At 37.6% G+C, this 12150-nt stretch carries 12 protein-coding genes and 1 other annotated feature; of the genes, 11 read left to right on the top strand and 1 reads right to left on the bottom strand.

Annotation, left to right across the window (positions count from 1 at the left end):
* Nucleotides 1-42: 42 nt before the first annotated feature.
* Genes VIL26_01895 through VIL26_01910 form a run of 4 tightly spaced genes read left to right on the top strand, consistent with a single transcriptional unit; the run spans nt 43 to nt 4057 of the window.
* Nucleotides 43-1149, top strand: coding sequence for a PLP-dependent aminotransferase family protein (locus VIL26_01895; GenBank protein HEY8389696.1), 1107 nt, complete (start codon nt 43-45; stop codon nt 1147-1149).
* A 20-nt stretch (nt 1150-1169) separates the two neighbouring features.
* The gene (gene tyrS / locus VIL26_01900) at nt 1170-2390 is read left to right on the top strand and encodes a tyrosine--tRNA ligase (protein ID HEY8389697.1); all 1221 of its coding nucleotides are present in this window, start codon (nt 1170-1172) and stop codon (nt 2388-2390) included.
* On the top strand, nt 2383-2997 hold the full coding sequence (locus tag VIL26_01905) for a YigZ family protein (GenBank protein ID HEY8389698.1): 615 nt from the start codon (nt 2383-2385) through the stop codon (nt 2995-2997). Before tyrS ends, VIL26_01905 begins: the two co-directional genes overlap by 8 nt.
* A 4-nt stretch (nt 2998-3001) precedes the next feature.
* Nucleotides 3002-4057 carry a branched-chain amino acid aminotransferase gene (locus VIL26_01910; GenBank protein HEY8389699.1) on the top strand — a complete coding sequence of 352 codons (1056 nt, stop codon included), beginning with the start codon at nt 3002-3004 and terminating at the stop codon, nt 4055-4057.
* A 124-nt stretch (nt 4058-4181) separates the two neighbouring features.
* Here the strand turns inward: VIL26_01910 and VIL26_01915 are convergent, their stop codons facing one another.
* Nucleotides 4182-4376, bottom strand: a complete 195-nt coding sequence (locus VIL26_01915; GenBank protein ID HEY8389700.1) for a hypothetical protein — start codon at nt 4374-4376, stop codon at nt 4182-4184.
* A gap of 209 nt (nt 4377-4585) precedes the next feature.
* Here VIL26_01915 and VIL26_01920 point away from each other — a divergent pair, with 209 nt between their 5' ends.
* The 7 genes from VIL26_01920 to VIL26_01950 form a co-directional block, all read left to right on the top strand.
* Nucleotides 4586-5692, top strand: a complete 1107-nt coding sequence (locus VIL26_01920; GenBank protein ID HEY8389701.1) for an SH3 domain-containing C40 family peptidase — start codon at nt 4586-4588, stop codon at nt 5690-5692.
* 264 nt (nt 5693-5956) lie between these two features.
* Nucleotides 5957-6169, top strand: a complete 213-nt coding sequence (locus VIL26_01925; GenBank protein ID HEY8389702.1) for a helix-turn-helix transcriptional regulator — start codon at nt 5957-5959, stop codon at nt 6167-6169.
* A gap of 152 nt (nt 6170-6321) precedes the next feature.
* Nucleotides 6322-6569: a binding site (T-box leader), on the top strand.
* 42 nt (nt 6570-6611) lie between these two features.
* Entirely contained in the window at nt 6612-8270 is a 1659-nt protein-coding gene (gene ilvB / locus VIL26_01930) for a biosynthetic-type acetolactate synthase large subunit (protein ID HEY8389703.1), read from the top strand.
* A 2-nt stretch (nt 8271-8272) separates the two neighbouring features.
* Nucleotides 8273-8806 (top strand): acetolactate synthase small subunit, encoded by a 534-nt coding sequence (gene ilvN, locus VIL26_01935; GenBank protein HEY8389704.1) that lies wholly within the window; start codon nt 8273-8275, stop codon nt 8804-8806.
* Nucleotides 8799-10478: a dihydroxy-acid dehydratase gene (ilvD, locus tag VIL26_01940; GenBank protein HEY8389705.1), complete on the top strand. Its 1680-nt coding sequence runs from the start codon at nt 8799-8801 to the stop codon at nt 10476-10478. Before ilvN ends, ilvD begins: the two co-directional genes overlap by 8 nt.
* Nucleotides 10479-10496: 18 nt before the next feature.
* The gene (locus VIL26_01945) at nt 10497-12002 is read left to right on the top strand and encodes a 2-isopropylmalate synthase (GenBank protein HEY8389706.1); all 1506 of its coding nucleotides are present in this window, start codon (nt 10497-10499) and stop codon (nt 12000-12002) included.
* On the top strand, nt 12002-12150 hold a 149-nt coding region (locus VIL26_01950), incomplete at its 3' end, for a hypothetical protein (protein ID HEY8389707.1). The genes VIL26_01945 and VIL26_01950, both read left to right, overlap by 1 nt.

The following is a 12150-nucleotide window of genomic DNA, read 5'->3' on the forward strand; positions in this document are numbered from 1 at the left end:
TCGTTGATTACCTTTTGAAAACTTTAACAAAAATTAATCTACTTGATAAACTATCAACCAGGGAAGCCTTCCAATGAATGCCTGCCTGTAAATGAAGTTGAAGAAATCACTCAAGAGATATTATCAAGCAGCAAAGCAAGCAATGTTTTGCAGTACGGTGTAACTCAAGGGATGTTCACTTTACGTGAACTTTTAAAAGATTATGTAAAAACTTTTGGAATCCAAAACGCACAGACAGAAGAAATTATGGTCGTAAGCGGCGGTCAGCAGGCTTTGGACCTTGCGTGCAGGGTTTTCTTGAATAAAGGCGACACTGTTTTGGTGGAATCCCCTACGTATTTGGCTTTTTTGCAGATTGCGGCTGCGTACGAAATTAATATAATAGGCGTAAACTCAGATAAAGACGGAATAGACACACAAGATCTTGAACAAAAAATCAAACAATATTCACCTAAACTTATTTATCTTGTTCCGACTTTTTCCAATCCCACTGGAAAAACTTATCCGCTTTCAAAGCGGAGAGATATAGCACGTATTACCAAAAAATATAATGTAATAGTTTTAGAAGATGATCCATACAGCAAGTTAAGGTTTGAAGGCGAAGATGTTCCAAGCATAAAAAGCGTGGGCGAAGACAATATCATATTTATAACCAGTTTTTCCAAAATTATTTCGCCTGGTCTAAGAATAGGACTTGTAGTAGCCGATGCTGAAATCATACGCCGTATGGAAATATGCAAACAAGGCGCGGATATTCACACTTCACACCTAAGCCAAGCAATAGTCAAAGAATTTTTGACTCGCGGTCTGATAAAAAATCAGATTGAAAAAGCCCGTCCCATATACAAAGCAAAAAAAGAGTTTATGGAACAGGCATTAAATAAATATATGCCCAAAGAATTTTCTTTTACTAAAGTTGAAGGCGGTATGTTTATCTGGGGAGAGTTTGACGCTCAAATAGACACGTATGAATTATTCCCTAAGGCAATAGAAAAAAAAGCGGCTTATGTTTATGGCAATGTATTTTATCCCGATAACAGCGGTCATAACACATTGAGATTGAACTTTTCTAATGCCACGCCCCAACAGATCGACAAAGGAATTAAGGCTTTGGGAGAATTATTTCAAGACGAGATAAAAAAACTATAAAAAGATAAAAAGGAAATACTATGAGCACAAAAAATATAATGGATACCTTGAGAGAAAGGGGCTTTATAAAACAAGTAGTTTTTGAGGACGATTTATATAAAAAATTAGGCAGCGAACCTACTACTTTTTATATCGGATTTGACCCTACTGCAGACAGTCTGCATATAGGGCATTATATTCCTATTATGGCTATGGCGCACATGCAAAGAGCAGGACACAAGCCTATTGCATTAATCGGCGGAGGCACTGCAATGATCGGCGATCCTTCCGGAAGATCAGACCTAAGAAAAATGATGACTCCCGAAACTATACAACACAACGCCGATGCTTTTAAAAATCAAATGAAACGCTTTATTAACTTTGAAGGCGAAAACCCTGCTATTTTGGTTAATAATGCCGACTGGCTGCTAAATCTAAATTATGTGGATTTTATAAGAGATATTGGCGTGCATTTTTCTGTCAACAAGATGTTGACAGCCGAATGCTTCAAAATCCGCATGGAAACTGGTTTGACTTTCCTTGAATTCAACTATATGCCCATGCAGGCTTATGACTTTTTGGTGCTTAACCAAAAATACGGTTGTTCACTTCAATTAGGCGGCAATGACCAATGGTCCAACATGCTTGCAGGCGCAGATCTTATAAGAAGAAAGGAACAAAAAGATGCTTTCTGCATGACTTTCACTTTGCTTGAAACCTCAGAAGGCAAGAAAATGGGCAAAACAGCTAAAGGCGCTTTGTGGCTGGACAAAAATAAAACCACACCTTATGAATTTTATCAATATTTCAGAAATGTAGAAGACCAAAAAGTCAGAGAATGTCTATGTCTGTTGACTTTCTTGGATTTGCAAGAAATAGACGAACTTACAAAATACCAAGATGAACGCATTAATAAGGCAAAAGAACGTCTTGCTTATGAAGTTACCAAGCTAGTTCACGGTGAAGAAGAGGCCAACCTTGCAAGAGAAATGGCTCAAGCAGCTTTCAGCGGAGCATCAGGACAAATGCCTTGCGAGAGCATAAACGCTAATGGCGACACCTCTGTAATAGATGTAATAGTAGCGGCAAAAGTTGCATCTTCAAAAAGTGAAGCAAGACGCTTAATTGAAGGCGGCGGAGTAAGCATTGACAATACTAAGATTGCTTCTATTAATGATACACTATCGCAATATACAACTTCAAACGAATTTATATTGCATAAGGGCAAAAAGGTGCATATCAAGGTTATTGTGAATGGTTGATTATCTAACCATAGAAAAAGTTACTCAAGCCCAATTAGTTATCAATAAGTCGCGCTTTATTTCAATAGCCTATCCTGTTGAAAATTGGGAACACGCTTCAAAAATATTAGGCGAACTTAAAAAAACATATTGGGACAGCACGCATATTTGTTATGGATGCGTTGCTGATGATTTGGGCAACAATATGCGTTTTTCGGATGACGGTGAACCGCAAGGCACTGCGGGCAAACCTATCCTCGAAGTTATAAAACAAAAAAATTTAAGGCTGATTTTGGTTGCCGTTGTAAGATATTTTGGCGGAATCAAGCTAGGCGCAGGCGGACTGGTCAGAGCTTATTCAAAAGCTGCATCAGAAGTTTTAGACCAGGCTTCAATAATTACAATAAGTCCCAAAGTATGTTTTAGTATAAAAGTTAACTATTCTGACCTAAAGAAAATAGAATATCTTCTTAACAGTGAAGGAATAGAAATTACTGACAAAATTTGGGGCGAGGATGTAAAAGTCTATTTAAAAATTAAGCAAGCCTTGTTTCAAAAGTTTGTAGAAAATTTGAAAAACGCTCTTAATCGCGATCTATCGGATATAATTATAAAAGAAGGTATATAGAAAAATGAAAATCATCAAAACACAAAGTCCAAAGCCAAAACCTACTGGCAAAATCAAATTTGGAACAGTGTTTACAGACCACATGTTTGTAGCCGAATATTCTGCACAAGAAGGTTGGCACAATGAAAGAATTCAGCCTTATCAGCCGTTTATGCTAGATCCGGCATCTTCTATATTCCATTATGGTCAAGGCGTTTTTGAAGGAATGAAGGCTTACAAAAACAAAGACGGTCAGATTGTGATGTTCAGACCTTTGGAAAATTTCAAAAGAATGAACTCTTCCAATGACCGTATGATGATTCCTCCAATTGACGAGCAAAAAATGTTTCAAGCCCTTGTAGAATTAGTCAAACTTGATCAAGACTGGATACCTACTGGCGAAGGCGAATCCTTGTATATCCGCCCTGTCATATTTGCATGTGATCCCGCTCTAGGTGTTCACACTGCATCCAATTATATTTTCTTTATAATAATGTCTCCTGTGGGCGCATATTATGCCAACGGTCTGTCTCCTGTAAAATTGCTGGTTGAAGATTTTTATGTAAGAGCTGCAAAAGGCGGAACAGGTCATTATAAGTTTATAGGAAATTATGCCGCTAGCTTGAAAGCAAGCGACAAAGCAGAAAAAGCTGGCTATGACCAAGTGCTGTGGCTGGATGCGCAACACAAAAAATATGTCGAAGAAGTCGGCAGCATGAATATCTTTTTTGTAAAAAACGGTGAAGTTATTACGCCCTCTCTAGAAGGCAGCATTTTGCCCGGTGTTACTAGAATGTCTATAATCGAATTATTGAGATATAAAGGCTACAAAGTAACCGAAAGACTTATAGAAATAGAAGAAATAGTTCAAGGCATAGCTTCAGGCGAAGTTACAGAGTGCTTTGGAACTGGTACCGCCGCCGTAGTTTCCCCTGTGGGAGTTATCGGTTATAAAGGTAAAGATTATTATATCGGCGACGGCAAGACCACCGGAAAAATCACAATGGATGCTTACAAGAGCCTTACCGATATTCAACACGGCAGTGCACCCGATGTATTTGATTGGTTATATAAAATCTGAATTATTGAAAAATATTGACTAAAAAGGACGGTTTAAAATGACCGTCCTTTTTAACTAAAAAATCTTTATTCTAAATACATTTATAATCTGATTAATTTTTCCACTGATATACAATATCACTTTTTTATTTAAAAGGATTTACTCTGTAATTTCCAGTTAATGCACAAATTACGTCAAACAGCCACCAAACAAATCCAATACCAATAAAATGTAAAAAGAACTTTATCAAGAACATCAAAATACTTCCTTTATATAGCTTATCAAAGCCAAAAGGAATGATACAGAGTATCACCAAAACCAAATCAAATTTTTTTGCCATAAAATATCTCCTTTAAAACACCAAACTAAAGTCTTAGACTCTATCTGCTTGCTTACCTATATAATAAAGTTTTCTTACCAAAATTATTCATTCTTTTAGGCTTTTATAACCATTACCTTTGTCTTTTCTTTCCTTTGATGGAAAAATCTTTGCATTGACTTATATACAATTTTTCATTTATTATATATGCGAAGTGAGGGATATAATATATGAAAAAGTTAATAATTATATTTTTATGCTGTATTACAGCATTTTCTATCAACCTGTTTTATGGCTGCAAAAATGATGACAACATAGATGATATAATGTCTGATATACCCCAAATTGAAAACGATCAAGATATTAATCAGCAAGAAAATGATGAGAATAAAAACTCTGACCAAATTGAAAATGATAATCAAAATCAAACTTCTAACGAAGTCATACAAGATAATGTTAGCAAACTGATTTTGGCGGGATATAAAGTTCAAAGCAAAACCAATCTTAATATCAGAGCGCAAGCTTCGGCTTCATCCGCAATCATAGGTCAATTGTCAGAATGGGACACAATACCCGTAATTGAAAAAGTCAATGACTCTTGGTATAAGGTTTTTTATAACAATGACATAGCATATGTGTCAGCTAATAAAAGCTATATCCAAGAAGTTGCATGGCAAAATGCACAAAGCACCCTTGTAACAGGACTTGAAGTAGAAGCATTGACTACGGTCAATATAAGAGCACAAGCTTCAACTGGTTCTGAAGTTTTGGGAAAACTTGAAAAATGGCAGACTGTTTCTTTGGTAGAAAAAATTTCCGACCAATGGTACAAAGTATTATACAATGGTCAAGAGGCTTATATAAGTGCTTCAAAAGATTTGACTAGAGTTTATGATCCTGAAAAAGTTAACGCAATAATTGACAAAATAATTGAAACTGGTATGAGCGTTTTGGGCACACCTTATGAATTTGGTGCAACCAGAATACTAAATTACAGCGGGAATCTCAATCCTAACTTTACCGGAAAGACCTTTGACTGTTCGTCTTTTGTCCAATACGCTTTTTATAAAGGCGCTGGCATAAAACTTCAAGGCGATTCGAGAAGCCAAAGCAAATACGGTATGCTGGTTAATAAATCAGAACTAAAACGCGGAGACCTTATATTTATGTGGAGTTCTGCTAGACGATATAATACAGGAATAGAACGTATAGGCCATGTTGTGATTTATATAGGCGACAACAAAATCCTACATACTTGGGGAACAGGTGGAGTGCGTATTCAGGAATTTTCGTCTGGTTGGCAAGAAAGATTTATACATGCAAGACGTATGTTATAATAAAATGTAAAATAGTTCACTTTTGTGGGCTATTTTTACATTTTTTTTACATATTTTTTACATTTTATTAAAATTTATATCAATAACTATATTTTTTGATAAACTTAGTTGAAAAATTGCTAAATTTGTATCATAATGGTAACAAATTTGCAAAAATGATTATTAATACCTTTACAGTTGTAAGTCGTTGTGCTATAATCTTAGCGTTAATTCGTTTGAGTTATCAATAACGAAAAATTTTTACTTATGGAGAAAGGGTGATTTATGGAAAAAGCGTTTGCAAAAAATCTAAGAACTCTTAGAAAAGAGCGCAAGCTTAGTCAACAAAAACTTGCTAGTCAGGTTGGTGTTACACAGCAATGTGTAAGTGAATGGGAAAAAGGCAAGATTGAGCCTACTATGTCTCCCCTTTGGAGATTGGCTGATGTCTTTGATATTTCAATTGACGAATTGATTGGCAGAAAAGAATTAATTTAACTTGTTACTTAAATTATTTAAAAAAGGCGGGAAATCCCGCTATTTTTAATATTTATAAAAAAATTTAACATTTTAACGCATTAAATCATAAAATTAATATAATTATCTATTGACAAAAATAGTGTATATATGCTATGATAATTGTTAATTATATTTGGACAGTGACCGGAACAAGTAAGCTATTCTTTTATGACTTTACAGAGAGCTGTCATTTTGGTGCAAGACAGTAAGCATAGGTTTAGCCGAACTCATCCGCGAGTCTTTCGCCCAAAAAAGTTTTAATTGACTTTAGTAGATGCGAACGGATAACTCCCGTTATAGAGTGACAATGAGATTTTGAATAAAGCAATTTATTCAAAATGAATTTGAGTGGTACCGTGACTAACTAGTCGCCTCAAGAAGTTTTTTTCTTGAGGCGTTTTTTTATAATTGGAGTTTAACAATGAAGTTAAAAGGTGCAAAGATTGTAACAGAAAGTTTGATTAATGAAGGTGTCGATACCGTTTTTTGTTACCCTGGCGGTTCTGTATTGGACATTTTTGATGAATTGTATTTTGTTCAGGACAAAATCAAGCAGGTCGTAACCTGCCATGAGCAAGGTGCTTGTCATGCTGCAGACGCTTACGCAAGAATAAGCGGAAAGGTCGGTGTGGTTATTGCCACCAGCGGTCCGGGCGCTACTAACCTTGTAACTGGAATTGCCAATGCTTATATGGACTCAGTACCCCTAGTCGCTATAACAGGCAACGTAGCATTGTCGCTCCTTGGCAGAGACAGTTTTCAAGAAGTTGACATTGCTGGAGTTACTATCCCTATTACCAAACATAATTATATAGTCAAAGACATAAATGAACTAGGAAAAATTATTTCTGACGCATTTTATATTGCAAAAAGCGGACGCCCTGGTCCTGTCTTGATTGATATTCCTAAAAATATTCAGCAGGCGGAATGTGAATGGGAACCTATTCCTGTAAGACAAGTAACCCACCGCGTCCCTGATTTCAAAAAATGTCAGTCTGCAATAGACATTATCAACTCAAGCAAAAAGCCGCTTATTTATCTTGGGGGCGGAAGCATTTCTAGTGAGGCTTCAAAAGAAGTATTAGAATTTGCACAAAAAATCGATGCTCCTGTCGCATGTTCTATGATGGGGTTGGGAGGTTTCCCTGCTTCGCATCCTCTTTATCTGGGTATGATTGGTATGCACGGTCATGCCAATGTAGCTTTTACCTCTCAAGAATGTGATACCCTAATAGCCATTGGCGCTAGATTTTCAGACAGAGTGGCAAGCGACAGAGTCAAGTTTGTAAAAGGCAAAGTCGTTCATATTGATATAGACAATGCTGAAATAAACAAAAATGTAAAAACTTCGGCGCATATAGTTGGAGATATAAAAACTGTTCTTAACACTATATTGCCCTATATAAATGAAAGCAAAAAACCCGAATGGATTGAACGCTGTCAAGAGCTAAAAAAGACCAAAGTTTTGAAAGAAACTACACACAGCGTCAGTCCCAGAGAAATATTGCGAAGCATTAGCCGTCAAACACCTAATGACCAAATTATAGCTACCGATGTAGGACAGCATCAGATGTGGACGGCTCAAACCTGCTCTTTTGAACAGCCCCGCACATTTGTAACAAGCGGCGGATTGGGAACAATGGGATTTGGAATGGGCGCTGCGATAGGTGCAGCTATTGCCTCCAAAAAAAGAGTAGTTTTGGTTACTGGCGACGGTTCTTTCCACATGAACTTTAATGAAGTGGTTACAGCAGTTGTTCAAAAATTGCCTATTGCAGTTTTTGTTTTTAACAACAACACCTTAGGTATGGTAAGACAATGGCAAAAGCTGTTCTATCAACGCCATTTTTCTAACACCACGCTAAACCGCCCTACCAATTATGAATATCTTGCCAAGGCTTTTGGTGCAGATTATCTTGAAATCAATGATAATGATGAAATAGACCAAAAAGTCAAGCTTGCAATAACATGCCAAAAACCTGTAATAGTAAACTGCAAGATAGGAATAGACGACAATGTATTGCCGATGATACCCTCGGGCAAGAGTGCTGCTGACATCATTATGGAAATGGGAGATTAATTATGGGAGAAAATCAACATATATTAACGGCATTGGTTTCTAACAAAGCTGGCGTACTTAATAGAGTAGCGGGACTGTTTTCTAAGCGCGGATATAATATAGAAAGTTTATCCGTTGCTTTTACAGAAGACCGCAAATATTCACGCATGACCATAGTAGTCAACGGCGATGATTATGTTCTAGAACAGATTACAAAACAGCTTGATAAACTGATTGATGTAATACATGTAGCTCAATTAAAACCAGAAAAGTCGGTTAATCGCGAACTCTTGCTTGTCAAAATAAACGCTCCTGCTGATAAGCGTACAGAAATAGAATCAACCATAAGAATGTATAAAGCAAAAGCTGTCGATTTGTCTCCTAAGTCTATGATTATAGAATTAACAGGCGAAAGCAATAAGATAGACGGATTCTTGCAAGTTATTTCTGAATACGGAATTATTGAAATGGCACGTACAGGACTTACTGCCCTGCAACGCGGTTTTAATAGCATAAAGCAGTTCAAAGACGCTAACGAGGAGGAGATAAATGGGTAAAAACATAGCAACAGGTGTTGAAAAAGCACCTCAAAGAAGCTTATTCAAGGCTTTGGGAGTTACGGACTCCGAATTAGAAAAACCGTTGATTGCGATAGTTTGTGCACAAAGCGATATTGTTCCTGGACATACTCATCTAAATACAATTGCTGAAGCAGTAAAGGCAGGCATATACTCTGCAGGCGGAACACCGTTTGTAGTACCTAGCATAGGTGTATGCGACGGTATTTCTATGGGTCACAATGGTATGAAATATTCTCTGCCTTCACGCGAACTCATAGCAGATTCTGTTGAAACTATGGCTTTTGCCCATGCTTTTGACGGTATGGTTTTGATCCCTAATTGCGACAAAATTGTGCCTGGAATGCTTATGGGCGCAGCAAGAGTTAATATCCCTACCATAGTTATAAGCGGCGGCGCAATGCTGCCTGGATATACATCAAAAGGCAAAAAGCTGTCTTTGACCTCTGTTTTTGAAGGCGTAGGCGCGCTTAAGGCGGGCAAAATGTCTTTGCAAGAACTTAGTGAAATTGAAAATAATGCCTGTGCGTCTTGCGGCTCATGTGCCGGAATGTTTACTGCTAACAGCATGAATTGCGTTACTGAAGCACTTGGAATGGCTTTGCCTGGAAACGGAACTATTCCCGCGGTTTATTCTGAAAGATTGAGACTAGCCAAAAAGACAGGCGAACAAATTGTTAAGCTGGTTGAAGACAATTTGACACCCCGCCGTATTATGAATGAAGATGCATTCAATAATGCTTTGGCACTTGATATGGCTCTTGGTTGTTCTACTAACACAGTTCTTCACCTGACCGCTATTGCAAACGAATGCAATGTTAACTTTAATCTAGAAACTGTCGAAAGCGTAAGCGCAGTTACACCTAACCTTTGCAAGCTTATGCCCGCATCAGATACTTCTATTGAAGACCTTTATCATGCAGGCGGAGTTATGGCAGTACTTAATGAGCTATCTAAGGTTACATTAAAGAAAGGTCCATTGATAAGAGGCAATGCTATAACTGTAACTGGCCAAACTTTGGAAAAAAGCTACAAAGACGCAGAAATAAAAAATCCCGAAGTAATTCATAAAATAGAAAACGCTTATTCTCCTACAGGCGGAATTGCTGTATTGCGTGGTAATATCGCCGAAGAAGGCTGTGTCGTTAAAAAATCCGCTGTTGCACCCGAAATGATGGTTCATTCAGGAAAAGCAAGAGTTTTTGACAGCGAAGAAGAAGCTTCAAATGCCATTTTGAACGGACTTATTCAAAAAGGCGATGTCGTTGTAATAAGATATGAAGGTCCCAAAGGCGGTCCTGGAATGAGAGAAATGCTATCTCCTACCGCATCTCTTGCAGGAATGGGACTAGACAAAGATGTCGCTCTTATTACAGACGGAAGATTTAGCGGTGCTACAAGAGGAGCTGCTATTGGTCATATTTGCCCTGAAGCTGCTGTTGGCGGCAAAATCGCTTTGATACAAGAAGGCGATATTATAGAAATTGATATACCAAAAGGCAAGCTTGAACTCAAAGTCAATTCAAAAGAGTTGGCAAATCGTGCTAAAAAATGGCGTCCTAAGATCGTAGAATTATCTGGATATTTGCAGCGGTATGCAGAACTTGTTACAAGCGCATCAAACGGTGCAGTATTTAAAAAGAAGTTTTAATGTTTGTAGGAAAAAAATATGAAACGAATAAAAATCTTTGATACCACTTTAAGAGACGGCGAGCAATCCCCTGGCTGCAGTATGCATCTTAATGAAAAGATTGAAGTTGCTTTGCAGCTTGAAAAATTAGGCGTGGATATAATTGAAGCAGGTTTTGCTGTTTCGTCCGAAGGCGATTTCAAATCAGTTAAAGCAATAGCTGAAACAATCAAAAATTGTTCGGTTGCTTCTTTGAGCAGGTGCGTAAAAGGCGATATAGATGCTTCATATAATGCTTTAAAAAATGCCGCAGCACCTAGAATACATGTCTTTTTGGCTACTTCGCCTTTGCATATGCAGTACAAACTAAAAATGTCGCCTGAACAAGTTTTGGAAAGAATCGCAGAATCAGTAAAATATGCCAAAACTTTGGTAAGCGATATTGAGTTTTCTGCGGAAGATGCTGCAAGAAGCGACAAAGATTTCTTGGTCAAAGCTTTTAATGTAGCGATAAAAAACGGCGCTACCGTAATTAATGTGCCTGATACTGTGGGATACTCTACTCCCCAAGAAATGAAAGAACTAACCGAATATTTGATAAAAAATATTGACGGAATAGAAAAGGTCGATGTTTCCGCGCACAACCATAATGACCTAGGACTTGCATGTGCCAATTCACTTGCAATGGTCTTAGGCGGTGCAACACAGATAGAATGCACCATAAACGGTATTGGCGAGCGCGCTGGAAACACCAGTCTAGAAGAAGTGATTATGGCACTTAAAACTAGACAAAGTTTTTATAATGCTTACACCAATATAAATACCAAAGAAATATATCGTGCTTCCCGTCTTATATCAACAATAACGGGAGTGCCCGTAGCTCCTACCAAGCCAATAGTGGGCGCAAACGCTTTTGCACACGAAAGCGGAATTCATCAGCATGCTGTTTTGGCTAATCCTTTGACATACGAGATTATGTCGCCTGAAGATGTGGGCGTTCCTCAAAACAAAATCATCTTAGGAAAACACAGCGGAAGACATGCTTTTGTAGAACATCTGAAATCAGCTGGATATGAGCTTGACAAAGACCAGTTAGAGATTTATTTTGCCAAGTTTAAGGATCTAGCGGACAAGAAAAAATATGTATCTGACAAAGATATAGAAGCATTGATGGCTGGCAACAAAAAGACGATAAACGCAAGATATTCTCTGGTAGATTTTTCTGTTACCAGTTCAAAAAGCGATGCTGCTACAGCTAGTATAATAATCAACACTCCTGAAGGTGAAAAGACCGGCACCCAAACAGGAAATGGTCCAGTTGACGGTGCTTTTAAAGCTATCAACTCAGCGATAGGAAAAGATATTATTTTGTTTGACTTCTCTATACGGTCTATTAGCGAAGGCGAAGACGCTTTGGGTGAAGCATCTGCAAAACTTAGCCTTAATGGAAACACTGCAACAGGCAGAGGCGTTTCTACTGACGTCTTAGAGGCTGCAATTTTGGCTTATATCGATGGACTTAATAAATTACAGGATAATATATAATGGAAGAAAAATTTGCAAAAAGAATTGAAATATTTGATTCGACATTAAGAGACGGTGCCCAGAGCGAAGGCATCAACTTTTCTATTGAAGATAAACTTAACATTGCAAAGACACTTGATGATTTTGGAGTAACATATATTGAAGCAGG

This window comes from Clostridia bacterium, from assembly GCA_036562685.1.
Classification (GTDB): domain Bacteria; phylum Bacillota; class Clostridia; order Christensenellales; family DUVY01; genus DUVY01.

Coding starts and splice junctions, on each gene's coding strand:
- VIL26_01915 (HEY8389700.1), bottom strand. CDS start 4,376: ATGGCAAAAAAATTTGATTTGGTTTTGGTGATACTCTGTATCATTCCT.
- tyrS (HEY8389697.1), top strand. CDS start 1,170: ATGAGCACAAAAAATATAATGGATACCTTGAGAGAAAGGGGCTTTATA.
- ilvB (HEY8389703.1), top strand. CDS start 6,612: ATGAAGTTAAAAGGTGCAAAGATTGTAACAGAAAGTTTGATTAATGAA.
- VIL26_01925 (HEY8389702.1), top strand. CDS start 5,957: ATGGAAAAAGCGTTTGCAAAAAATCTAAGAACTCTTAGAAAAGAGCGC.
- VIL26_01910 (HEY8389699.1), top strand. CDS start 3,002: ATGAAAATCATCAAAACACAAAGTCCAAAGCCAAAACCTACTGGCAAA.
- ilvD (HEY8389705.1), top strand. CDS start 8,799: ATGGGTAAAAACATAGCAACAGGTGTTGAAAAAGCACCTCAAAGAAGC.
- VIL26_01945 (HEY8389706.1), top strand. CDS start 10,497: ATGAAACGAATAAAAATCTTTGATACCACTTTAAGAGACGGCGAGCAA.
- VIL26_01905 (HEY8389698.1), top strand. CDS start 2,383: ATGGTTGATTATCTAACCATAGAAAAAGTTACTCAAGCCCAATTAGTT.
- ilvN (HEY8389704.1), top strand. CDS start 8,273: ATGGGAGAAAATCAACATATATTAACGGCATTGGTTTCTAACAAAGCT.
- VIL26_01920 (HEY8389701.1), top strand. CDS start 4,586: ATGAAAAAGTTAATAATTATATTTTTATGCTGTATTACAGCATTTTCT.